The organism is Ruegeria sp. BH6 (assembly GCF_056538105.1).
Genome location: NZ_JBQFSR010000005.1, coordinates 140,426 through 161,896, shown reverse-complemented (window position 1 = coordinate 161,896; position 21,471 = coordinate 140,426). Strand labels below are relative to the sequence as shown.

At 57.4% G+C, this 21,471-nt stretch carries 24 protein-coding genes and 1 pseudogene; 6 read left to right on the top strand and 19 right to left on the bottom strand.

Annotated elements, in window-relative coordinates; genetic code table 11:
* The gene (locus ACR0B8_RS12745) at window positions 1–768 is read left to right on the top strand and encodes a TIGR02186 family protein (RefSeq protein WP_170350596.1); all 768 of its coding nucleotides are present in this window, start codon (window positions 1–3) and stop codon (window positions 766–768) included.
* A gap of 3 nt (window positions 769–771) precedes the next feature.
* On the opposite strand, the gene ACR0B8_RS12740 is transcribed toward ACR0B8_RS12745, so the two are convergent.
* From ACR0B8_RS12740 to ACR0B8_RS12710, 7 genes are all read right to left on the bottom strand, one after another.
* Complete coding sequence (locus tag ACR0B8_RS12740) at window positions 772–1,500, bottom strand: SDR family oxidoreductase (RefSeq protein WP_170361419.1); 729 nt, start codon at window positions 1,498–1,500, stop codon at window positions 772–774.
* Window positions 1,497–3,029, bottom strand: a complete 1,533-nt coding sequence (locus ACR0B8_RS12735; protein ID WP_170361417.1) for an ATP-dependent DNA helicase — start codon at window positions 3,027–3,029, stop codon at window positions 1,497–1,499. The genes ACR0B8_RS12740 and ACR0B8_RS12735 overlap by 4 nt, the downstream gene beginning before the upstream one ends.
* Before the next feature lie 60 nt (window positions 3,030–3,089).
* Window positions 3,090–3,728: an acyl-homoserine-lactone synthase gene (locus tag ACR0B8_RS12730; RefSeq protein ID WP_170551593.1), complete on the bottom strand. Its 639-nt coding sequence runs from the start codon at window positions 3,726–3,728 to the stop codon at window positions 3,090–3,092.
* An 84-nt stretch (window positions 3,729–3,812) separates the two neighbouring features.
* The gene (locus tag ACR0B8_RS12725) at window positions 3,813–4,532 is read right to left on the bottom strand and encodes a helix-turn-helix transcriptional regulator (RefSeq protein ID WP_226689325.1); all 720 of its coding nucleotides are present in this window, start codon (window positions 4,530–4,532) and stop codon (window positions 3,813–3,815) included.
* Entirely contained in the window at window positions 4,471–4,689 is a 219-nt protein-coding gene (locus tag ACR0B8_RS12720) for a hypothetical protein (RefSeq protein ID WP_170350439.1), read from the bottom strand. Before ACR0B8_RS12720 ends, ACR0B8_RS12725 begins: the two co-directional genes overlap by 62 nt.
* A 206-nt stretch (window positions 4,690–4,895) precedes the next feature.
* On the bottom strand, window positions 4,896–6,182 hold the full coding sequence (gene ccrA, locus ACR0B8_RS12715) for a crotonyl-CoA carboxylase/reductase (protein ID WP_170377733.1): 1,287 nt from the start codon (window positions 6,180–6,182) through the stop codon (window positions 4,896–4,898).
* A 110-nt stretch (window positions 6,183–6,292) separates the two neighbouring features.
* The gene (locus ACR0B8_RS12710; RefSeq protein ID WP_480658651.1) at window positions 6,293–7,681 is read right to left on the bottom strand and encodes a 1-acyl-sn-glycerol-3-phosphate acyltransferase; all 1,389 of its coding nucleotides are present in this window, start codon (window positions 7,679–7,681) and stop codon (window positions 6,293–6,295) included.
* Window positions 7,682–7,816: 135 nt separating this feature from the next.
* Here ACR0B8_RS12710 and ACR0B8_RS12705 point away from each other — a divergent pair.
* From ACR0B8_RS12705 to deoD, 3 genes and pseudogenes are all read left to right on the top strand, one after another.
* A pseudogene (locus ACR0B8_RS12705) lies at window positions 7,817–9,793 on the top strand (methylmalonyl-CoA mutase family protein); the annotation flags it as partial.
* A gap of 123 nt (window positions 9,794–9,916) precedes the next feature.
* Window positions 9,917–10,234, top strand: coding sequence for an H-NS histone family protein (locus ACR0B8_RS12700; RefSeq protein ID WP_170361622.1), 318 nt, complete (start codon window positions 9,917–9,919; stop codon window positions 10,232–10,234).
* 17 nt (window positions 10,235–10,251) lie between these two features.
* Complete coding sequence (deoD, locus tag ACR0B8_RS12695) at window positions 10,252–10,965, top strand: purine-nucleoside phosphorylase (protein WP_170361405.1); 714 nt, start codon at window positions 10,252–10,254, stop codon at window positions 10,963–10,965.
* Window positions 10,966–11,223: 258 nt separating this feature from the next.
* Here the strand turns inward: deoD and ACR0B8_RS12690 are convergent, their stop codons facing one another.
* The 11 genes from ACR0B8_RS12690 to ACR0B8_RS12640 form a co-directional block, all read right to left on the bottom strand.
* Window positions 11,224–11,364 (bottom strand): hypothetical protein, encoded by a 141-nt coding sequence (locus tag ACR0B8_RS12690; RefSeq protein WP_170361403.1) that lies wholly within the window; start codon window positions 11,362–11,364, stop codon window positions 11,224–11,226.
* Between the two features lie 155 nt (window positions 11,365–11,519).
* On the bottom strand, window positions 11,520–11,768 hold the full coding sequence (locus ACR0B8_RS12685) for a hypothetical protein (RefSeq protein ID WP_226689324.1): 249 nt from the start codon (window positions 11,766–11,768) through the stop codon (window positions 11,520–11,522).
* Between the two features lie 88 nt (window positions 11,769–11,856).
* On the bottom strand, window positions 11,857–12,636 hold the full coding sequence (locus ACR0B8_RS12680) for a succinate dehydrogenase iron-sulfur subunit (protein WP_170361401.1): 780 nt from the start codon (window positions 12,634–12,636) through the stop codon (window positions 11,857–11,859).
* A gap of 12 nt (window positions 12,637–12,648) precedes the next feature.
* Window positions 12,649–14,457, bottom strand: a complete 1,809-nt coding sequence (gene sdhA / locus ACR0B8_RS12675) for a succinate dehydrogenase flavoprotein subunit (RefSeq protein WP_226689323.1) — start codon at window positions 14,455–14,457, stop codon at window positions 12,649–12,651.
* Between the two features lie 22 nt (window positions 14,458–14,479).
* On the bottom strand, window positions 14,480–14,851 hold the full coding sequence (locus ACR0B8_RS12670) for a succinate dehydrogenase, hydrophobic membrane anchor protein (protein WP_170350608.1): 372 nt from the start codon (window positions 14,849–14,851) through the stop codon (window positions 14,480–14,482).
* Between the two features lie 11 nt (window positions 14,852–14,862).
* On the bottom strand, window positions 14,863–15,246 hold the full coding sequence (gene sdhC / locus ACR0B8_RS12665; protein ID WP_226689322.1) for a succinate dehydrogenase, cytochrome b556 subunit: 384 nt from the start codon (window positions 15,244–15,246) through the stop codon (window positions 14,863–14,865).
* Window positions 15,247–15,453: 207 nt separating this feature from the next.
* Window positions 15,454–16,122 (bottom strand): DUF1194 domain-containing protein, encoded by a 669-nt coding sequence (locus ACR0B8_RS12660; RefSeq protein ID WP_480658648.1) that lies wholly within the window; start codon window positions 16,120–16,122, stop codon window positions 15,454–15,456.
* Window positions 16,123–16,177: 55 nt separating this feature from the next.
* Complete coding sequence (locus ACR0B8_RS12655) at window positions 16,178–17,206, bottom strand: MaoC family dehydratase (protein WP_170361399.1); 1,029 nt, start codon at window positions 17,204–17,206, stop codon at window positions 16,178–16,180.
* On the bottom strand, window positions 17,206–17,412 hold the full coding sequence (locus tag ACR0B8_RS12650; RefSeq protein ID WP_170361397.1) for a DUF1737 domain-containing protein: 207 nt from the start codon (window positions 17,410–17,412) through the stop codon (window positions 17,206–17,208). The genes ACR0B8_RS12655 and ACR0B8_RS12650 overlap by 1 nt, the downstream gene beginning before the upstream one ends.
* Before the next feature lie 12 nt (window positions 17,413–17,424).
* Window positions 17,425–17,979, bottom strand: coding sequence for an NnrU family protein (locus ACR0B8_RS12645; protein WP_170350617.1), 555 nt, complete (start codon window positions 17,977–17,979; stop codon window positions 17,425–17,427).
* A 7-nt stretch (window positions 17,980–17,986) separates the two neighbouring features.
* The gene (locus ACR0B8_RS12640) at window positions 17,987–18,844 is read right to left on the bottom strand and encodes an HpcH/HpaI aldolase/citrate lyase family protein (RefSeq protein WP_480658645.1); all 858 of its coding nucleotides are present in this window, start codon (window positions 18,842–18,844) and stop codon (window positions 17,987–17,989) included.
* A gap of 168 nt (window positions 18,845–19,012) precedes the next feature.
* Between ACR0B8_RS12640 and ACR0B8_RS12635 the strand changes: the two genes are divergently transcribed.
* Window positions 19,013–19,312, top strand: coding sequence for a hypothetical protein (locus ACR0B8_RS12635; RefSeq protein WP_170377755.1), 300 nt, complete (start codon window positions 19,013–19,015; stop codon window positions 19,310–19,312).
* On the opposite strand, the gene ACR0B8_RS12630 is transcribed toward ACR0B8_RS12635, so the two are convergent.
* Entirely contained in the window at window positions 19,309–20,064 is a 756-nt protein-coding gene (locus tag ACR0B8_RS12630) for a sulfite exporter TauE/SafE family protein (protein ID WP_170377757.1), read from the bottom strand. The genes ACR0B8_RS12635 and ACR0B8_RS12630 overlap by 4 nt on opposite strands.
* Window positions 20,065–20,225: 161 nt before the next feature.
* Between ACR0B8_RS12630 and mdh the strand changes: the two genes are divergently transcribed.
* Complete coding sequence (mdh, locus tag ACR0B8_RS12625; protein WP_170361389.1) at window positions 20,226–21,188, top strand: malate dehydrogenase; 963 nt, start codon at window positions 20,226–20,228, stop codon at window positions 21,186–21,188.
* Window positions 21,189–21,471: the final 283 nt, after the last annotated feature.

Sequence of the window (21,471 nt, the reverse complement as noted above, 5' to 3'; positions counted from 1 at the left end):
ATGCTGAAACGCTTGATTGCCCTGCTGGTTTTCTGCTGCTCACCAGCTCTTGCGCAAGAAGAGCAGGTGGTGCTGGGTCTCAGCCAGGACCGGGTAGCCATTACCGCGACATTCGATGGTTCTGAAATCCTGATCTTCGGTGCCGTCAAACGAGAAGCACCGATCCCCGCCGGCCCACCGCTTGAGGTGATCGTGACTGTGGCCGGGCCGTCCAGCCCAGTGACAGTCCGGCGCAAGGAACGCAAACTGGGCATCTGGGTCAACACTGACAGCGTTCTGGTCGACCTTGCGCCAAGTTTCTACGCCGTCGCCACAAGCGGGCCGCTGGATAATATCCTTTTGGACACCGAGGACCTGAGATACCGGATTTCAATCGAACGCGCCATCCGATCGGTCGGGGCGGCCATGCATATCCGAGGCGCGCAGGATTTTGCAGATGCCGTGGTGCGCATTCGCGAGGATGAGGGGCTGTATTCCATTCGCGAAAACACAGTGGCCGTGGATGAGCAAACCCTGTTCCGCACCTCAATTGCAATGCCTGCCGACCTGACCGAAGGCGACTATGCTGCGCGCATCTTCCTGACCCGCGGCAAAGAGGTGATCTCGGAATTCGAGACAACCATCGACGTGCGCAAAGTGGGGCTGGAGCGGTTTTTGTACAACATGTCCCGACAGCAACCTGTGTGGTACGGGCTGATGTCACTGGTCATTGCGATTGCAGCGGGCTGGGGGGCGTCGACTGCGTTCCGATTGCTGCGTGAAAACTAACCCCTAACCGCGCCCGATATAGGGCATCGTTGTTGCCATCACGGTCATGAACTGCACATTCGCCTCGGGCGGCAGGGTCGCCATATGCAGCACCGAGCGTGCTGCATCTTCAACCGCCATGGTCGGGTCTGGCGTCTGACCGGCCTCAACTGCGGCATCCACCAGTCCCTGTACCATCTGCGTGCGCGCGTTGCCGATGTCGATCTGACCGCAAGCAATTCCGAGGTCCCGCCCGTCCAGCGACAGACTGCGAGTCAGACCGGTGATGGCATGTTTCGTGGTCGTGTAGTGCACCGAGTTCGGGCGCGGCACATATGCGGCAATCGAGCCGTTGTTGATGATGCGCCCGCCATGCGGCGACTGATGGCGCATGATCCGAAAAGCCTCGCGCGCGCATAGGAACATGCCGTTCAGATTGACGTTGACGGTTTGATACCAATCCTCCAGCGCGATCTCGTCGATGGTTCCGCCGGGCGCAAAGATGCCCGCATTGTTGAACAACGCGTCCAACCGGCCAGCCTTTTCCTGAAACGCGCCAAAGGCCGCATGGACCGCATCCGCGTCCGTTACATCCGCAACCAATGGGATCGCGTTTGTGCGATCCTTGGCCATTTCGTGCAACGTATCGGCGCTGCGCGCCAACAGGCCCACTGTCCAGCCTTCGTTCAAGAACAATTCCGCCGTGGCCCGCCCAATGCCCGAGCTTGCGCCGGTTACTATGATGGATGTCATGTATCTTCAGCCTCCAATGTCAAGGACGCCGCCGGAACCGCGCGCAGATCATCCACACGCAGCGGATGGGTGGGCTTGGCCAGACGGTTGCGCACAACCCAGATCAACCGCTCTTGCGCGCGGGTGATGGCGACATAGGCCAGCCGCTTCCAAAGCGGCTGCCCGGCCTCGGTCCTGCCCATGCGGGCGGCGGCGTAAATATCCGGTGCAAAGACCTGTACCGTGTCCCATTGCGAGCCCTGCGCCTTGTGAATGGTTACCGCCGCGCCATGCAGAAAGGTGGCACCCATGCGGGCGGCGAAGGGGATAAAGGGTTCTTCTTCATCCGGCTTTTCGATCTTGACGATCGAGGCCGCACTGACCTGTGGGTCCTCGGCGCCCATCACGTGCAGGCGTGAAAAGCCCGGCTTGCGCCCTGGTCCCAAATAGATGACTTGCGCGCCTTTGATCAGCCCGCGCGCCTCAAGGTCCAAACGTTTCTTGCGGTGTTTCAACGGCAGTTCGATGCCATCACAGATCAGTGGTTCACCTTCCAGCAGCTCGGTCTCCGGCGCGCCGTGAACTTGCCGAAACGCCTGAATCAACCGAATACGTGTGGCGTTGCGCCAGACCAGAACCGGGCTGCGGGCCATCAGATCAACCTCGACCCGCTGACCCCAGACCACGCGGTCATCCTGACGGGCGGTTTGTTCTATAAGACGTTCGAAATCCTCGAACCCCATCTTGGGGTCCGCCAGCGCGTGGGCCAGGTCCAGGATAGGATTGTCCGCCTCTTGCCGGTGGACCCGGTGCAGGATCTGTTTGCGCGGCTCGGGCAAAGCGTCAAACACCATGCTACCCGATTGATTGACGGGGGCCAGCTGCGCAGGGTCACCAAATAACAACAAGGTCGGAAAAATCTCTTGCAGGTCCTCGAATTGCCGGTCGTCCAGCATCGAGGCCTCATCGACGAACCCGATATCCAAAGGCTCGTCCCGACGTTTCCAGCCGGTGATGAAATCGGACCCGCGCAATCCGGCGGCGGCCAAGGCACCAGGGATCGATTTATTATTCGCATAAAACGCCGCTGCACGGTCCAACGCCTCGTCCGTCAGACCTTCGATCTCGGGGCGTTCGTCATTGCCCGCCAGCCATTCGGCGATGCGTTCATATTCCGGGTCATAAACCGGGGTATAGAGAATGCGGTGAATGGTCGTTGCAGGGACCCCGCGCAGGCGCAACACGCTGGCGGCCTTGTTGGTGGGGGCCAGGATCGCAAGGCTACGCTTTTCCTTGGCTTTGCGGCTTTCGAAATCACCAGACACAATCTGAACACCGGTTTCGGCCAAGGCCTTGTACAGCTCGGCAAGCAACAGGGTCTTGCCCGAGCCAGCTTTGCCGATCACCGCCATCACACCGGATTTGCCATTGCCCGGCAATTTCAGCAGGGCATCATCATCCAGATCTACACCGGCTGATCGCAGCATTTCAGAGATGCTGTCATAGGCGGCCGCCTGGTCGTCAGAGAAGGTCACGGGGGGCAAAGACATGGCGCGACCCTACAGGGCCGCGCCAGCTATCACCAGAGAGGGATTGGGCTTTTCGTCTGATCAGGCCGACAGAGAAAAGCGATGCTGCCGTCCGATCCCGAATGCCGTCTTGAACCACAGCCGCGACAGCTCTCGCGGGATCCCCGCGCGTTCGGCCACGCGGTTGCAATCATCGGCAGAATAGGGCCACAGCCCGACCGAAATCTGATCACGCCCATGCCCTTCGGTCCCCAGAACCACCGGGGACGATCCGATCAGGCGGTAAATCCGAATCATGCGTGCATCAAAGACCCCGGCGATATGGGTCAGGCCGAACCCTTCCATCATCTCACCGCCGCTTAGCATGATGGCGCCTGCGGTGTGCGAGCTGGCCGTGCGCGACAGGCAGAACCTTGTGACCTCCCAAATCAGCGGGCTGCAGACTGGTTTGCCACCGGTCAGATGGCCGAACACCTCGTTCACCATGACCGGGCCGGTGGTCGGCAACACGCGCATTGAGCCTCCATGACTGCCGTCTTCTTCTTCCCAGATGACATAAAGCGGGTTCAGATCGTCATACCGATCCCGCTCTTCCCCTTTTTCGTTAACGTGTACGTCCCAACCCAACCGGGTTTTGAACTGATCCGCGCGATCCCGGAACATCCCTTCGGCCAGATCCGGAAACTTGTGCAGCTCATCCGCATACAAATAGCGCAACATGACTTTTTTCCCCTTGTCGTCCTGTGCAGGAACGAAGGGGGTACAAAGTCATAGTTAATTTCCCGTTCTGAGGGCGCGCGCCTCTTAAACCACTATTAATCCTCGGCTGAGCGCTGTGGCGATGGCGTGAGTGGTGTTCTGCGCCCCAAGCTTCGCCCGGGCGCCTTCGATATAGACCCGTAGTGTATGTTCAGAGATAGACAGCGAATGGGCCACCTGGGCCCGGCTGTACCCCAGCGCCAGCAAGGTCATCGCGTCGACTTCGCGTGGCGACAGACTGCGGGCAGAGTCGGGCTGTCGATCAACTTCGAATTCCAGCGCTTTGCGGTTGAAATAATGCGCGATCAGGATCAGCTCACGACCATGACGCTCGATGAAACGCTGCCAGGTTTCATCATCACAGTTATGGTTGACCGTAAACAAGGCGAATTGCCCGTTCGGCCCCCGGATCGGGATGGAATAGCCTTGATTGCCGACACCGTGGCTTTGTGCGTCTTGCAGAAATGCCTTGGCCACTTTGCTGGACCAATCCAGCGTTTTCCAATCGACCGGGTGGAACCGCTGAAAGCACCCCAGGATGACCGGATCAATGCGGTGATAACTCTTTTCCAGATATCGCTCTGCCCAAGCGTCGGGATAGGTCGTATAGCCGTACTGATCCCCGGCACCATCGACCCAGTGGTATATAAGGTGCTCGACTTTCAGCCGGTCACGCAACCGGATTGCGACGCCACTTAATTCATCAAGCGTGCTGGTGTTTTCCAAGTCCTCCAGGACTTGGCTCATATCGAGTATTTTTCCCATCCGCCGGCGTCCGTACCTCAGCCTTCATGGACGCGATCTCGGCTGCGGCGATCAGCTTGGTGTCGTCCAGCTGTTCGGCCAGCGCGATCATACCATTCTCAACAGCGAAGGCGTTGAGGTCCGACAACACGTCCAGTATCCACTCATTCTGCGCCATCAGGGTCTCTCCGAAACGGTTAACGAAGGGTTAACACAACCATAACATGTGCAGTATTTTTTTGCCTATTCGCTGCTTTCTACTCCCCCAAAACAGTGGGGTTAATATCTATAACCCCTTAAAATGAATAGACTTACCCTTGAAAAAGTGACGCCCGCGAACCGTTAACACGATTCGCGGGCACCATTACCTGATTTTGGTGCGGTTCAACCGCGGGCGTCCAAAACCTCTTCCAGAGTGCGCATTCCGGTCTGCGGAGCTTGAACCAAGACCGACATGTTGCCCGGCTTATGCTCGTTGCGCATCATCTTCATGTGCGCATCGGGTAGTTCATTCCACGAGAACACCTCGGACATGCATGGGTCCAGGCGACGCTCGACCATCAGCTGGTTCGCAGCAGCCGCTTGTTTCAGATGCGCAAAGTGCGAACCCTGCAGACGCTTCTGGTGCATCCACATATAGCGCACGTCGAAGGTCAGGTTATAGCCGGTGGTGCCGGCGCAGATCACAACCATGCCGCCCTTTTTCACCACGAAGGTCGACACCGGGAAGGTGCTTTCGCCGGGGTGTTCAAACACCATGTCGACATTATTGCCCTTGCCGGTAATGTCCCAGATGGCCTTACCGAACTTGCGTGCTTCTTTGAACCAATCGGCATATTCCGGTGTGTTCACTGTGGGCAATTGGCCCCAGCAGTTAAAGTCTTTGCGGTTCAGAACACCCTTAGCACCCAGACCCATTACAAAGTCACGTTTGCTTTCGTCCGAGATCACGCCGATTGCGTTTGCACCCGCAGTGTTGATCAACTGGATTGCATATGAGCCCAGACCACCCGACGCACCCCAAACCAGAACGTTCTGGCCCGGCTTCAGATCGTGTGGTTCGTGACCGAACAGCATCCGGTATGCGGTGGCCAGCGTCAGCGTGTAGCAGGCGCTTTCTTCCCAGGTCAGGTGCTTGGGGCGCGGCATCAGCTGCTGTGCCTGAACATTAGTGAACTGAGCGAACGACCCGTCCGGCGTCTCATAGCCCCAGATCCGCTGGCTGTCCGAATACATCGGATCGCCGCCGTTACAGGCTTCGTCGTCACCGTCATCCTGGTTGCAGTGGATTACGACTTCGTCGCCCACTTTCCAGCGCTTGACCTTGTCGCCTACGGCCCAAACGATGCCCGATGCATCCGAACCGGCGATGTGGAACGGCTGTCCGTGACCATCAAACGGGCTGATCGGTTTACCCAACGACGCCCAGACGCCGTTGTAGTTGACGCCGGCAGCCATCACCAGAACCAGCACCTCGTGGCTGTCCAGCTTGGGGACATCTACCACTTCCAGTTGCATGGCCGTGTCCGGCTCGCCATGGCGTTCCTTGCGGATCGCCCATGCATACATTTGTTTCGGGACAAACCCCATCGGAGGGATTTCACCCATCTCATAGAGGTCTTTTTCCGGTGCCTCGTACGACGCGATGCCGCTATCGGTGTCCAGAGCCATGTTGGCCTCCTTTTCTAAAATCCTTGCCGCAACGCAGAATCGGCGGCTTTACCCGATGAGTATTTTCCATCGAGCAATATTGCAACCCATTTTGAGTTCATTTTGTAATTTTATGACCCAGCGGGTGCAGAAATTTCTTTTGCAGTCGCAGAAATCACTTGCCCTGCATCCAGTGGCGCCGAGGCAGCATAGTAGTTCAACAGGTCAACTCTTTGACCTGACGACGATAATATCCCGCCCTCGCGTTTCAGAATGCGGCGATCCACCAATTGCTGAATACTAGCCTCGATTGCACTGTGCTCCAATGGTGTAGAACTTCCGTTGCGTCGCAGCAGTTGGTCTATCAGCGCCACCGCGTCTGCTTCGGCAATTTCGCCCTTTTCACGCACCAACCAACACGTAGCAGGCCCCGGAACCAGCGGAATCGCTTTACCAATGCCCACCATCAAGTCCCGCGCCAGATCGGTCATCAGGTTGGTATTGTGGTCCGCCCGGAACGCCCGCAGCGAAACAGGCTGGCCGTACCGCACCGAAGCCACGCCGAATCGCTGATAGCGACCTACCAACCGTCGGCCGACCTGTTTGATAATCCACCAGGCGATGACCCCGATCCTGGCCCGAAACCTGCGTTCATTTCCCAGCGCCGCTTTGGTCAGGATTGTATCCTCTAGCACGCGGTCATAATTCAGCGCGACGGGTACAAAAACAACGTCCCTCCCGTCGGGGGTGGCGGCATCAATGATGTATTTGAGCAGCCCCAGCTTTGGCCGACCCAGTGCGCCGGTCAAGCTAAGACCGCCCTCGGGGAACATGGCTTGTGTCACGCCCGCTTCGGTCGCGTGGCGCACATAGCAGGCCAGCACCTGACGATACAGTTCACTGCCTGATTTTCGCCGGATAAAGTAAGCGCCCATCGCACGAATCAAACGGCTAAGCGGCCAGACCCGCGCCCATTCCCCAACCGCATAAGATAGCGCAGATTGTTGCGCCGCCAGATAGGTCACCAACACATAGTCCATATTGCTGCGATGGTTCATGACGAAAACAACCGTCGCCTCAGGGTCAATGTTGCGCAGGGCTTTTTCGTCCATATAGCTAAGACGCACGTTATAAAACGCGTTGCTCAGCATACGAGTCAGGCGGATGGCGATGCTGAAATAGGCTACCGCTGAAAAGGACGGAACGATTTCGCGCGCATAACGACGGGCCGTTTCAAAGGCCACGGCCTCGGGAACACGTTCCTCGCGTGCAAAGTTCTGAACCGCCTGCCCGACCTGCGGGTCATAAATCAGCCGCTGAATCATGTCATGTCGATGCGCCAGCTTGAATGGCTGGATGGGTCGCTGCAGGCGTTTGTTCAGGCGTTTGACTGCCCGCTCAAGCCGGCGGCGAAAAAACCAGCGCACCGAAGGAAACAGAAAATGCGAGGCCAGAGTGACCGCGGCAAACACCACGATCAGCAAAAACAGCCAAAGCGGAAGTTCCACGGTCTGAGTCATGCACGCACCCTGCCACCAAACCGGGCCACCTACAATCTGAAGAACCTGAAATGCCGCGACGCAGCGAATTGACATATCCCGAAAATTGCGCTTTAGAGGCCAGTGACGTAATTTTCTTGCCCACCCGCAACACGAGGCCCAGCTATGACGCAGACGCAGAAAGATCGCCCTTGGCTCATCCGAACCTATGCCGGTCATTCCACCGCCAAGGCCTCAAACGCGCTGTATCGCGGGAATTTGGCGAAGGGACAGACCGGTCTTTCCGTGGCTTTCGACCTGCCGACGCAGACCGGTTACGACAGCGATCACACATTGGCGCGCGGCGAGGTCGGCAAGGTTGGCGTTCCGATCAGCCATCTGGGCGACATGCGGGTATTGTTCGATCAGATTCCATTGGAACAGATGAACACCTCGATGACTATCAACGCCACCGCCCCTTGGTTGCTGGCGCTTTATATCGCTGTGGCCGAGGAACAGGGCGCGGACGTGTCCAAGCTGCAAGGCACCGTGCAGAACGACCTGATCAAGGAATACCTGAGCCGCGGCACCTATGTCTGCCCGCCAAAACCGTCGCTGAAGATGATCGCGGACGTGGCCGAGTATTGCTATACCAACGTGCCGAAATGGAACCCGATGAATGTGTGTTCCTATCACTTGCAAGAAGCCGGCGCGACACCCGAACAAGAGCTGGCCTATGCACTTGCCACGGCCATCGCCGTATTGGATGAGCTGCGCCCCCGCGTCCCAGCCGAGGATTTCCCGGCGCTTTGCGGTCGTATTTCGTTCTTTGTGAACGCGGGCATCCGCTTTGTCACCGAAATGTGCAAGATGCGAGCTTTCGTGGATCTTTGGGACGAGATTCTGCAACAACGCTATGGCGTCGAGGATTCAAAATACCGTCGGTTCCGCTATGGTGTTCAGGTCAACTCGCTGGGTCTGACCGAGCAGCAGCCCGAAAACAACGTCTATCGCATCCTGATCGAAATGCTTGCCGTGACCTTGTCGAAAAAGGCCCGGGCCCGTGCTGTGCAATTGCCCGCATGGAATGAAGCGTTGGGTTTGCCACGCCCGTGGGATCAGCAATGGTCGATGCGGATGCAGCAAATCCTGGCCTATGAAACCGACTTGCTGGAATATGGTGACCTGTTTGACGGCAACCCCGCCGTGGACGCTAAGGTTGAAGTGCTGAAAGCAGGCGCGCGGGCTGAATTGGGCAACCTCGAATCGATGGGCGGCGCGGTGGCGTCGATCGAATACATGAAATCCCGTCTGGTCGATTCCAACGCCGAACGTCTGAACCGGATCGAACGGAATGAAACCGTTGTGGTCGGTGTAAACAAGTGGACACAGGGAGAACCCTCACCGCTGGAGACCGAAGACGGCGGTATCATGGTCGTCGACCCGGCCGTCGAACAAGAACAGATCAACCGCCTGAATGAATGGCGCGCAGATCGTGACGACGCAGCCGTCGCGGCGGCTTTGGCCGCACTACGCGAGGCGGCGCGATCCGGCACCAACGTGATGGAGCCGTCAATCGCCGCCGCCAAGGCAGGTGTCACCACCGGCGAGTGGGCTGAAGAAATGCGCAAGGTCTACGGCACCTACCGTGGCCCAACCGGCGTGTCCGGCTCGGTGTCGAACAAGACCGAAGGGCTGGAGGATCTGCGCGCTGCTGTTGATGCGGTCAGTGACAAACTGGGGCGCCGCCTGAAATTCCTGGTGGGTAAGCCGGGATTGGACGGCCATTCAAACGGAGCCGAGCAAATCGCCTTCCGCGCCCGCGATTGCGGCATCGACATCAGCTATGAAGGCATTCGCCTGACGCCCGAGGAAATCGTCACGGCTGCCATTGAAGACAAGGCCCATGTCATCGGTCTGTCGATTCTGTCCGGCAGCCACATCCCATTGGTGCAAGACGTCATGACCCGCCTGCGCGAAGCCGGGCTGAACGATGTCCCTGTCGTGGTTGGAGGGATCATTCCCGATGATGATGCAGCGAAACTCAAGGCAATGGGCGTTGCCAAAATCTATACGCCCAAGAACTTTGAGTTGAATGTGATCATGGGTGATATCGTAACTCTGGTCGATCCGCAAAATATCGCGGCTGAATAGTTCAACCCTTTTTGGGAAATCTCTGTTTCTATTCCCCTTCACGAGGGGATAGATAAATTTCGGATTTGGAATTACGGTGGGCTATTGCGTCCACGTATGACGAAGTGCGGAACGGAGAAAAAAATGGCGATCAGCCTAGATAAAATGTCTCGAAAAGAACTGCTTGAATTGCGCGACAAGGTGGAAATCGCGCTTAAAAATGCGGAAAAGCGTGATCGCAAAGAGGCTTTGAAAGCGGCCGAAAAGGCCGCCGCTGAGTTCGGATTTTCACTTTCAGACCTGTCTGGCAATGGCTCAAAATTACCTAAGAGTTCAAAGGCCAACGCAAAGTACAAAAATCCCTCCAACCCCGAACAAACCTGGTCGGGCCGAGGCCGCAAACCGCAATGGGTTCATGACGCGTTAAAAGCCGGGGCAGATATTTCGGATTTGGAAATCTGACAGGAATTGAGTGAAAAATGACAATTCATATTGGCGCAGAAAAAGGTGAAATTGCTGAAACCGTTTTAATGCCCGGTGATCCCTATCGGGCGAAATGGGCGGCAGAATCCTTTTTGCAGGATGCCAGGCTGGTCAATAACGTGCGGGGCATGCTGGGTTTCACCGGAACCTGGAAAGGAAACCCGGTTTCAATTCAGGGCAGCGGCATGGGGATGCCGTCCTTGTCGATTTACGCCAATGAACTGATCCGCGATTTTGGTGCTAAAACCCTGATCCGCATCGGATCGTGCGGCGGGATGCAGGACAGTGTCAATATCCGCGATGTGATATTGGCGATGACCTCGACAACGCTCAGCACGCCATCACGCGGCATTCTGAAAGAACTGAACTTTGCCCCCTGCGCCGACTGGGGTTTGCTACAGGCGGCGGCTCAGGCGGCGGCGGCGAAAGGGACACCCACGCACATCGGCGGGATTTATTCGTCGGACGTGTTTTATGACGAACGACCTGATTTGAACGAACAGATGGTGCGACACGGCATTCTGGGGGTCGAAATGGAGGCCGCCGAATTGTATATCCTCGCCGCGCGTCACAGTTGCCGCGCGCTGGCCGTTCTGACCGTGTCCGATCACCTGCTTACGGGTGAGGCACTGCAGTCGTCCGAACGCGAAAGCAGCTTTGGGGATATGGTGGAAATCGCGTTGCAAGCAGCATTTCCCGACGCGGCATAGCCACTGATAGGGCGAATGATCGCCCTGCTATCCTATTTCCCTTTCAGGCAACTTGTCGGAGTATCCGAACCTTCGTGCTGTGCCCCGCAATAGGCACAAACCCAAACGCCTTCCTTGCGGTGCTGCCGCCATCGGCAATCGCGCGTCAACGACGACGTCCGTGATCGCCAGATAAAATAGGCGAACACTCCGGCCGTCAGTACTAACAACAGAATGGGCATGCTTATGCATTGCCCAATCCAAGGATAAATTCAAGCGTTAGGCGGCGTTTGCGTATTCGAACAATTCAGGCTCGTGAACCTCAGCCACCGACGCAGGTTCCGGCGTGTAATATGCCCAAGCTTGTTCTAGCAGTTCCAGAGCCTCGGCAGCGTTCGTTTTTGAGTTTTGGTCGTGCATCGGAGCGATCCCGTTTCGGTTCCATCACTCCTCCCCTGTTTAAAGGTTAAGCAGTCCAACAACTGACTTCATCACATCTTTTCGCAACCTCGGTATGACAAAACTGCATAAAAGGCTGGCACTTGCATCTGCCAGCCTTTCTCGTTTTTCGCCAATTACGCGGTCATACAAGCATTCGCTTTAGCGGTTTGTTCTTTGCTGATACCGTTGCCGGGCACGAACACTTCAGTCTGCTTACCATCCTGGAGGACATATTGAGTGGTAAATGAACCGCCAATTCCCGCCTGCTTCGCGCAGTCTACCTGCTTAAAAACAAGTTCCGCCCGGTTGCCACCTGATCCGCCACACGCTGAAAGAACGGTGATCGCAGAAATAGACAGGGCTTTTAGTAGTCTTTGGGTCATTGATGTACTCCGATATTACAATGCCCGCATAACACGAAAAAACCCGGAGTGTTTCCACCCCGGGTTTTGTCTTCTTTTGTGGCTGTGATCAAACGGACCGATCGACCATCATCTTCTTGATCTCGGCAATTGCCTTGGCCGGGTTCAGCCCCTTGGGACAGGTCTTGGCACAGTTCATGATCGTATGGCAGCGATACAGCTTGAAGGGATCTTCCAGCTCGTCCAGACGCTCACCCGTGGCTTCATCGCGGCTGTCGATGATCCAACGATAGGCATGCAGCAACGCGGCGGGCCCAAGGTAGCGATCGCCGTTCCACCAGTAACTCGGGCACGAGGTCGAGCAGCTGGCGCACATCACACATTCATACAAACCATCCAGCTTTTTGCGGTCTTCGATCGACTGCTTCCACTCTTTCGCGGGGCGGTTGGTCTTGGTTTCCAACCACGGCATGATCGAAGCGTGCTGGGCATAGAAATGCGTCAGATCGGGGATCAGGTCCTTGACCACCGGCATATGCGGCAGCGGATAGATTTTCACGTCGCCCTTGATCTCATCCATACCGTAGATACAGGCTAGCGTGTTGATCCCGTCGATATTCATCGCACAGGACCCACAAATCCCTTCGCGGCACGAGCGGCGGAAGGTCAGAGTCGGATCGATCTCGTTCTTGATCTTTATCAGCGCATCCAGAATCATCGGACCACAGTTGTCCATATCGACGAAATAGGTGTCGAGCTGGGGGTTTTTGCCGTCATCCGGGTTCCAGCGATAAATCTGGAACTTACGCACATTGGTCGCGCCTTCGGGTTTGGGCCAAGTTTTGCCCGTCGTGATGCGCGAATTCTTGGGGAGGGTTAGTTGTACCATTAGTTCCTCTCCTTAGAACGTCCGCGCCTTCGGCGCGATTTTCTTGAGGCTGATGCCACCTTCTTCTTCGGTGGTCAGCGGATCGGCTATGACCGGGCGATAGCTGAGCTCAACCTTGTTGCCCTCAACCCGCGAAACGGTATGGACACGCCAGTTTTTGTCGTCACGCTCGGTGAAGTCTTCGTGCGCATGAGCACCGCGGGATTCCTTGCGTGCCTCGGCACCAACGATGGTGGCCAGCGCGCTTGGCATCAGGTTGGTCAGTTCCAGAGATTCCATCAGATCACTGTTCCACACCAGCGAGCGGTCAGAGACCTTCAGGTCGTCCATCTTGGCGGCGATCACCGTCATCTTTTCGACGCCCTCGGCCATGGTCTTGGCGGTCCGGAATACGGCTGCGTCTTCCTGCATGGTCCGCTGCATTTCAAGCCGCAGATCAGCGGTAGGGATTGCGCCGCTGGCATTCCGCACAGCATCAAACCGGTCAAACGCCTTGTCGACCAACGCTTGGTTCAGAACCGGGTTCGACGCTTTGGCATCGACAACTTCACCGGCCCGGATCGCGGCCGCCCGGCCAAACACCACAAGGTCAATCAGCGAGTTCGAGCCCAATCGGTTCGCGCCATGGACCGAGGCACAACCCGCTTCACCCACGGCCATCAGGCCCGGTACAACAGCGGTTGGGTTGTCGGCTGTGGGGTTCAGAACCTCGCCCCAATAATTGGTCGGAATGCCACCCATGTTATAGTGCACGGTCGGCAGAACCGGGATCGGTTCCTTGGTCACGTCCACACCTGCAAACACACGCGCCGATTCCGAAATGCCCGGCAGACGTTCCGCCAGCGCTTCGGCCGGTAGGTGGCTGAGATTCAGGTGGATGTGGTCGCCATTGTCACCATGGCCACGGCCTTCACGGATCTCCATGGTCATCGAGCGCGAAACATAGTCGCGCGGCGCGAGGTCCTTGTATTGGGGCGCGTAACGCTCCATGAACCGTTCACCTTCCGAATTGGTCAGGTAGCCACCCTCGCCCCGTGCGCCTTCGGTGATCAGGCAGCCCGAACCGTAGATGCCGGTCGGGTGGAACTGCACGAATTCCATATCCTGCAGCGCCAGGCCCGCCCGGGCCACCATACCGCCGCCGTCACCAGTACAAGTATGGGCCGACGTCGCGCTGAAATAAGCACGGCCGTAGCCGCCGGTCGCCAACACCACCATCTTGGCGTTGAATACGTGCATCGTCCCGTCGTCCAGCTTCCAGCAGACGACGCCCTGACATTGTCCGTCCTCGGACATGATCAGGTCGATGGCGAAATACTCGATGTAGAACTCGGCGTTGTTCTTCAGTGACTGACCATACAGCGTGTGCAGGATCGCGTGGCCTGTCCGGTCAGCGGCGGCGCAGGTACGCTGCACGGCAGGACCTTCGCCGAATTCGGTTGTGTGACCACCGAAGGGGCGCTGATAAATCTTGCCTTCTTCAGTCCGGCTGAAGGGCACGCCATAGTGCTCCAGCTCATACACCGCTTTGGGTGCTTCACGGGCCAGATATTCCATCGCGTCAGTGTCACCCAACCAGTCCGAGCCCTTGACGGTATCGTACATGTGCCACTGCCAGTGGTCCGGTCCCATGTTAGACAGAGATGCCGCGATGCCGCCCTGCGCCGCAACCGTGTGCGAGCGTGTCGGGAACACTTTGGTGACGCATGCAGTGCGTAGGCCCTGTTCGGCCATGCCCAGCGTCGCCCGCAGACCTGCACCACCTGCGCCTACGACAACGACGTCGTATTCGTGGGTTTCATATTCATATGCTGCTGTCATTGTTCTTGTTCCTTACCGCGCATCACAGGGCGAGCTTGACCAGAGCGAACAGCCCGGCCGCGATCAGCGTGTAGCCCAGGGCCCACATTGCAACGAGCGAGACTTTCTCGAGAACACCATGGACATAATCTTCGATGGTTTCCTGCGCCTCATACATCAGCTGTTGCATGCCCACGACCAAAGTCAGAGCGGTCACAATTGCCGGGAATGGGCGACTGAAATAGGCGACGACTTCTTCGTATGTGCCGCCGATACCGGCCCCGAAGGTGAAGATGAAGATCGGAACCAGCACGGTCAGGATCATCGCCCGGACCATGGTGCGCCAATGTGTTTGTGTGCCGGATTTCCCTGCGCCCAGACCCTGCGCGCGTTTACGGTCAGTCAGATATCGCATGTGCCGTCCCCTTAAACCGCAACCACAGTGATAATGGTCAGGATGGTCGCACCGACGAACATGCCAAGACCCAGTTTCTCAGAGACCTCAACATCAAGGCAGTAGCCGAAATCCCAAAAGACGTGACGCAGACGACCCAGCGTGTGATACCACAGTGCCCAGGTGGCCAAGGTCAGGAGGATGTCGCCGAACCAGCTGCGCAAAAATCCATCGATGGCCAGAAACGCGCTTTCCGATGTCGAAGCGGCCAACAGCCACCAGACGATCAGGATTGCAACGGCAAAGGCGCCCAATCCCGAGAGGCGAACCATGATCGACGACAACGAAGTCATCTGGGGGCGATAGATCATAATGTGTGGCGAGAGCGGGCGGTTGCCCCGATTGACATCGGCCATGTCGGCTCCTCTTTCGTTGGCTACCGGTCGTTTTACTGTTTTTTGCCCTTCTGTCACGTGCTGCATGCGCAAAAATGGGTAAAAAGGGTTCAAAATAGCAGATTTCATCAGTTTGTGATCACGCAAAATAATACTGTGATCACGAAAACCCTTCCAAGCCTTGAATGTTAGCGTTTTCAGGGAACAAGCATTGTGATCACGAATCTGCTACTGCTGCTCCAAAGCCGCTGATTGCTGTGTAGCTTCGCGCAACAGCTTCTTTCGAATCCGCTCGGGGTAATCAGCAAACCCCGCTGCCGACACCACAAATGCGCCCTCGCCGACAATGACATTTTCAAAGAAATAGGCGGTCAGGTCCGGTTCGCTTTCCTCGATCGCAATTGCGTTTACCGTCACCCCGCGTGTGCGCAACGCCCTGTGCGTCTCGGTTGGTTCGACACCCTCGTTCGACACCCCATCGCCCGAAATGTCTATCAGATGCCGTTTGCAATCCGCCACCGCATCGAAGCTGGACATGGTCATCTCAAGCGCCTCACCGATAGCGGTTGAAAAGTTGCGCCAAACCCTGGGGTCGTCGGCAACTTGATCGGCAAACCGTTCAAGCGTGTCAAAGCTATCGATCCGAGTCCACGGGATCGTTACCTTTTGACGCGAGGACCCGGTCCACTGCACCAGCATCAACTGTGCCTGCCCCCGCACCAGCGCCTCGGACACTAAGGGGTCGCGCAGCCCGGCGGCCAGCCCATCCATCTGAATCCGGTATTCCGTCGTATCGACCGAACCGGATACGTCCACTGCCAATGCCAACGCCAGATCGCACGCGACGGCGGGCGGCGTCAGAAACAGGCAGGCAGCAAGTGATCGAAGTAGGACCATGATCGCAGCCTAGCATGATTGACGCAGGCTGCGATCAAATGAATGTGGGGCGTGCTCAGATTGGCATCAGCGCCCAATAATCAAGGTCCAACAGGACGTTCGGCTGATACCGGCCATCTTCGTTTTTCAGCGCAAACGGCTCTCCACCCTTTGTCGCGACCAGCCGCAGACGGATGGCACCCACGCCCGGCACACCAGTTTCGGCCTTGTCCAGAACCTCGGACCAGGCCTTGATTGTGTCGCCTGCGAAGCAGGGGTTGGCATGGGCGCCGCCGTTCAGGCCGACAATCATCTGCGCATTGGCCAGGCCGTTGAACGACAATGTCCGCGCCATCGAAATTACGTGGCCACCATAAATCAAACGACCATCGGGCCGGAAGGTCAGGTCGAAATGCACTTTGGCTGTGTTCTGCCACAGCCGGGTGGCAAGCATATGCTCGGCCTCCTCCACCGTCACGCCGTCGACATGATCAATGGTTTCGCCAATTTCGTAATCACCCCAACGATGCGCCTCGCCCGATTGGGCAAAATCGTAATTCGAGAAATCCAGCCCCGCGGGCACCACCAGATCTTTTGGCTCAAGTACCTTTTTCAGGTCCGGTACAACCGCCTCGGGCGCGGGGGCGTCAAGGTTCGATTTGCGCACCATCACCCAACGGACATATTCGATGACAACCTCATCGCGTTGATTCAGGCCACGCGTGCGCACCCAGACCACACCGGTCTTGCCGTTCGAGTTCTGCTTGACCCCAATCACGTCGGATTCAGAGCGCAGCGTATCGCCCGGATAGACCGGCAACAACCAGCGCCCCTCGGCATATCCCAGATTGGCAACCGCGTTCAGCGAGATGTCTGGCACGGTCTTGCCAAACACCACGTGGAAAGCAGCCAGATCGTCAATCGGGCTTTGCTGCAAGCCGCAATTCCGAGCAAATTCATCCGACGAATACAGCGCGTGCCGCGCCGGGTAGAGCCCATGGTACAGCGCCCGCTCTCCGTCGGTTACAGTACGCGGCACGGCGTGATGCAGCACCTGCCCAACAGAGTAGTCTTCGAAAAAGCGGCCCGGATTTGTCTTTGCCATTATTGCTGTCCCAGTTTCATATCGGAGGAATAGTCGGCCTCGACCTCTTTGGTCACAGCCTGCGCACACCGCATCATGCGGCTGTTTTCGTCATAGGCGTAAGACGGGCCGCCATACAGCTCCCACCCTTTTGCCAAGGCGTCTGACACTTTGTGGCAGAAGGCGGATGTGTCTTCCTCGGTCAGCAGGCGATAGAGTTTTGCCATGATGTCATTTCCTTAAGATGGGAACGGAGACGGACCAACCAGCCCGTGAATATAGCCGATCACACCCAACAACACGATCGAGGCGACAAAGAACATCGCGTCCTTGCCATAGGTACCGGGTTCACCGGGTGTCCAATCGGGCTCGGACTTGTTGATCACAATGACCTCTACAACAGCCCAGGCCAGAAGCCCGCCGAACAGAATGATCGAGGCCAAATCGCCGTTAACCAGCAAATGCGCAAAAGCCCACAGCTTGAACCCGCCCAGCATCGGATGGCGAAGCTTGTTCAACAGGCGACCCTTGGTGCCTGCGGGGCTCATCATATAGATCGCGATCAACACCATCAGGTTGTTTATGTGGGTCATGAAAGATGGTGGCGCCCAGACGAAAACGGTATCGGTCATGCGATAGCCGAAGATCATCAGCAGGATTGCCGCGACCAGCGCCAGCGCGACCGCGCCTTTGCCCGCGCTGCCCATCGCCGCGCGCTGCGCCGGCATGACGCGTTGGAACAGATGAGCGGCCCACCACAGCGCCACCCCAAGGATCAGAAGAACAAAGCCCATTGCTGGCTTACCCCGCTTGCAAAGCTGAAATCGCCTCTGCTTTTGCCAGAATTTCGCGGGCTGTTACAACATGCAGGTTTTCAACGATCTTCCCCTCCACGACGGCAACGCCCTGCCCTTGTGCCTCGGTCTCTTCAAACGCTGCAATCTGACGGCGGGCCAAGTCGATCTCGGCCTCTGACGGCGCATAGGCCGCGTTGGTGATGTTGACCTGCGCCGGGTGGATCAGCGTCTTGCCGTCAAAACCCATGTCACGGCCTTGTTCGCATTCTGCGGCCAGACCAGCCTCATCCTTGAATGCGTTATAGACACCATCCACGATGATCAGCCCATGGGCCTTGGCGGCCAACACGCACAGGCCCAGCGACGTCATCAACGGCAGACGGTCCGGACGGAACCGGGTTTGCAGATCTTTGGCCAGATCGTTGGTGCCCATGACAAAGCCTGCCATCAACGGATGCGCTGCAATCTCGGCCGCGTTCAACATCCCTTGCGGAGTTTCCATCATCGCCCAGATCGGCATGTCGCCGGTGATCGCAGCCAGCGCGTCCACGTCAGCGGTCGAACCCACCTTGGGCAACAACACGGCATCCGCGTCCATCTCGCGTACGGCTTCGGCGTCGGCACGGCCCCATTCGGTATCCAGCCCGTTGATGCGCACGATCCTGACCCGGTCACCATACCCGCCAGCAGCCAGTGCCGCCCTGAGCGTTTCGCGCGCATTGACCTTTTCGTCGGCGGCAACGGCATCTTCAAGATCAAAGATGATCGCATCCACTGGCAGGGTGCGGGCCTTATCCAGCGCCCGATCGCGCGAGCCGGGGATATAGAGAACGGAACGATAGGGGCGCTGACGGGGGTCCATTGGCCTCTCCCTTTGAAAGAATGTTGCGCGGAATGGGGCATTTTTTGTCGGAAAGTTCAAGAGCAAAATCGCCGCGCTGCAGCATTTACGACGCAACGTGCGGAGCTTTAACCGGATTTCTGCCCGCCGGACGCACTCTGATTGCTATGGAATCGAAAGGGGTGACTGATGAAAACGACGTTGTTCAAGATGACGATGGGCCTTGGGATCATGGTTCTGGCCGCACAACAGGTACAGGCCCGCACCTGTGCCCCGCGCGAGGACATAGTGAGGCGCCTGACCGAGACCTACGGCGAAACACGCCGCAGTATCGGCGTCGCGCGGCAAGGGACCATGATGGAGGTTTACGCTTCGGATCAAAGCGGCAGCTGGACGATCACGGTGACATTGCCGGACGGGATAACTTGCCTGGTCGCCTCGGGCCAGGCCTATGATGATATGGCCGAGGCGCTGCCGCCCAACGTCTAGGTCAACGCGTCCCAGATCAGCTTGCTGCCGGTCAATGTCAGCAGCACATAGGCAATGCCAAAAAACAGGCGCTCGGACAGCATGAAATGCGCCCGGACGCCCAGCCAAGCACCCAGAATAGCAAAGGGCGTCAGCAGCAGGTCAACCCATGCGGTGTGCCAGGTGAACAGACCCAGATAGGCATAAGGCACAAACTTCGCGATATTGATGACCCAGAAAACCAGCACGGTCGACGCCTGAAACTGAGTTTTCGTCAAGCGCTGCGACAGCAGGTAGACCGCGGCCGGGGGCCCTCCGGCGTGGCTGACGAAACTGGTGAACCCGGCGATCAGACCCGCGAACAGCCCGGCAGGCGGTGGCAGGCGGTTGGCAAAACCGCGCACCCAGCCTTTGGTCTGCGAAAAATGCCAAATCACAAATCCGACAGAAATTCCGCCGATCAACAATCGCAGCAGGTCATCATTGGTGGCGCGATACAACCACGCCCCCAGCGCAACCCCCGGCACAGCGCCCAGTATTAACAGGCGTGAATCCGGCCAGCTCCACCGTTTCCAGTATGGGCCAAGGGTGGCCACATCGATCACCATCAGGATCGGCAACATCAGCGCAAGCGCCTGCCCGGGTTCAAGTATCAGGGCCAGAATCGACGAGGACGCAAACGCCACCCCCGACCCGAACCCGCCCTTCGAGATTCCGGCAAAGACCACCGCAGGGATCGCCACGGCAAAAAACATCAAGTTCAATTCGAACATGTGGCGTCCTGCAAATTGGCCTGTCTAAAAGGCCGTTTAGCGCAATCACACGACCGGGTGCAAATGGTATGCGGTTGCATGCCGCGCCCAAGGGTACTTGCGCGAAACCCATTTAACGACTAGCAAAACCGCGATTTCAAAACCGACCGGAGATAATCCAAATGGCCAGACCCAAGATCGCGCTGATCGGCGCAGGTCAGATCGGCGGCACGCTCGCCCACCTCGCAGCAATGAAAGAACTGGGTGACGTCGTCCTGTTCGACATCGCCGAAGGCACCCCCGAAGGCAAGGCGCTGGACATCGCTGAATCCGGCCCGTCCGAAGGCTTTGACGCCAAGCTGAAAGGCACTCAGTCCTACGAAGATATTGCTGGCGCCGACGTCTGCATCGTGACCGCTGGCGTCCCTCGCAAGCCGGGCATGAGCCGCGACGACCTGTTGGGCATCAACCTGAAGGTCATGAAATCTGTCGGCGAAGGCATTGCGGCCAACGCACCCGACGCGTTCGTCATCTGCATCACCAACCCGCTGGACGCGATGGTCTGGGCGCTGCGTGAATTCTCGGGCCTGCCGCACAACAAGGTCTGCGGTATGGCAGGTGTTCTGGATTCGGGTCGCTTTGCTCATTTCCTGGCCGAAGAGTTCAACGTCTCGATGAAAGACGTCACCGCGTTTGTTCTGGGCGGCCATGGCGACACTATGGTGCCGTCGGTCCGTTACTCGACCGTCGCTGGTATCCCGCTGCCCGATCTGGTCGAAATGGGCTGGACCACGCAAGACAAGCTGGACGCTATCGTACAGCGCACCCGTGACGGCGGTGCCGAAATTGTTGGCCTGCTGAAAACCGGTTCGGCCTTTTACGCACCGGCCACGTCGGCAATCGAAATGGCCGAAGCCTATCTGAAAGACCAAAAGCGCGTCCTGCCCTGCGCAGCCTATTGCGAAGGTGAGCTGGGCGTCAGCGGCCTTTATGTGGGCGTGCCCACCGTAATCGGCGCGGGCGGTATCGAGCGTGTTGTCGACATCAAGCTGAACGAAGAAGAGCAGGCCGGTTTCGACAATTCGGTCAATGCGGTGAAAGGCCTGATCGAAGCGTGCAAAGGTATCGACAGCTCGCTGGCCTGATCCCATTTATGAGACTTTCGAAAGCCGGTCCTTTTCAGGTCCGGCTTTTCTATTGCCCGTTTGCCCAAGTCCGAATGGAGCTACCGAAAATGTTGGCGCAAACGTTTTAAATTTTGTTTTTGAATGTGTTTTTGGCAGGTTTGGTTTCAGATTCGAATCAAGTAACTGCCCGAGAATGAATTGTGATCACACCCCAAAAAACTGTGATCACAAATAACAAAAATCTACACTAAAAAGCTCTTCGCCGTCAAAAAAGCCTTTATATTTACGCTCTACAGCCCTC

Excerpts from the sequence above, each read along its gene's own strand:
- ACR0B8_RS12745 (WP_170350596.1), top strand. The coding sequence starts at position 1 with ATGCTGAAACGCTTGATTGCCCTGCTGGTTTTCTGCTGCTCACCAGCT.
- ACR0B8_RS12740 (WP_170361419.1), bottom strand. The coding sequence starts at position 1,500 with ATGACATCCATCATAGTAACCGGCGCAAGCTCGGGCATTGGGCGGGCC.
- ACR0B8_RS12735 (WP_170361417.1), bottom strand. The coding sequence starts at position 3,029 with ATGTCTTTGCCCCCCGTGACCTTCTCTGACGACCAGGCGGCCGCCTAT.
- ACR0B8_RS12730 (WP_170551593.1), bottom strand. The coding sequence starts at position 3,728 with ATGTTGCGCTATTTGTATGCGGATGAGCTGCACAAGTTTCCGGATCTG.
- ACR0B8_RS12725 (WP_226689325.1), bottom strand. The coding sequence starts at position 4,532 with ATGGGAAAAATACTCGATATGAGCCAAGTCCTGGAGGACTTGGAAAAC.
- ACR0B8_RS12720 (WP_170350439.1), bottom strand. The coding sequence starts at position 4,689 with ATGGCGCAGAATGAGTGGATACTGGACGTGTTGTCGGACCTCAACGCC.
- ccrA (WP_170377733.1), bottom strand. The coding sequence starts at position 6,182 with ATGGCTCTGGACACCGATAGCGGCATCGCGTCGTACGAGGCACCGGAA.
- ACR0B8_RS12710 (WP_480658651.1), bottom strand. The coding sequence starts at position 7,681 with ATGACTCAGACCGTGGAACTTCCGCTTTGGCTGTTTTTGCTGATCGTG.
- ACR0B8_RS12700 (WP_170361622.1), top strand. The coding sequence starts at position 9,917 with ATGGCGATCAGCCTAGATAAAATGTCTCGAAAAGAACTGCTTGAATTG.
- deoD (WP_170361405.1), top strand. The coding sequence starts at position 10,252 with ATGACAATTCATATTGGCGCAGAAAAAGGTGAAATTGCTGAAACCGTT.
- ACR0B8_RS12690 (WP_170361403.1), bottom strand. The coding sequence starts at position 11,364 with ATGCACGACCAAAACTCAAAAACGAACGCTGCCGAGGCTCTGGAACTG.
- ACR0B8_RS12685 (WP_226689324.1), bottom strand. The coding sequence starts at position 11,768 with ATGACCCAAAGACTACTAAAAGCCCTGTCTATTTCTGCGATCACCGTT.
- ACR0B8_RS12680 (WP_170361401.1), bottom strand. The coding sequence starts at position 12,636 with ATGGTACAACTAACCCTCCCCAAGAATTCGCGCATCACGACGGGCAAA.
- sdhA (WP_226689323.1), bottom strand. The coding sequence starts at position 14,457 with ATGACAGCAGCATATGAATATGAAACCCACGAATACGACGTCGTTGTC.
- ACR0B8_RS12670 (WP_170350608.1), bottom strand. The coding sequence starts at position 14,851 with ATGCGATATCTGACTGACCGTAAACGCGCGCAGGGTCTGGGCGCAGGG.
- sdhC (WP_226689322.1), bottom strand. The coding sequence starts at position 15,246 with ATGGCCGATGTCAATCGGGGCAACCGCCCGCTCTCGCCACACATTATG.
- ACR0B8_RS12660 (WP_480658648.1), bottom strand. The coding sequence starts at position 16,122 with ATGGTCCTACTTCGATCACTTGCTGCCTGCCTGTTTCTGACGCCGCCC.
- ACR0B8_RS12655 (WP_170361399.1), bottom strand. The coding sequence starts at position 17,206 with ATGGCAAAGACAAATCCGGGCCGCTTTTTCGAAGACTACTCTGTTGGG.
- ACR0B8_RS12650 (WP_170361397.1), bottom strand. The coding sequence starts at position 17,412 with ATGGCAAAACTCTATCGCCTGCTGACCGAGGAAGACACATCCGCCTTC.
- ACR0B8_RS12645 (WP_170350617.1), bottom strand. The coding sequence starts at position 17,979 with ATGGGCTTTGTTCTTCTGATCCTTGGGGTGGCGCTGTGGTGGGCCGCT.
- ACR0B8_RS12640 (WP_480658645.1), bottom strand. The coding sequence starts at position 18,844 with ATGGACCCCCGTCAGCGCCCCTATCGTTCCGTTCTCTATATCCCCGGC.
- ACR0B8_RS12635 (WP_170377755.1), top strand. The coding sequence starts at position 19,013 with ATGAAAACGACGTTGTTCAAGATGACGATGGGCCTTGGGATCATGGTT.
- ACR0B8_RS12630 (WP_170377757.1), bottom strand. The coding sequence starts at position 20,064 with ATGTTCGAATTGAACTTGATGTTTTTTGCCGTGGCGATCCCTGCGGTG.
- mdh (WP_170361389.1), top strand. The coding sequence starts at position 20,226 with ATGGCCAGACCCAAGATCGCGCTGATCGGCGCAGGTCAGATCGGCGGC.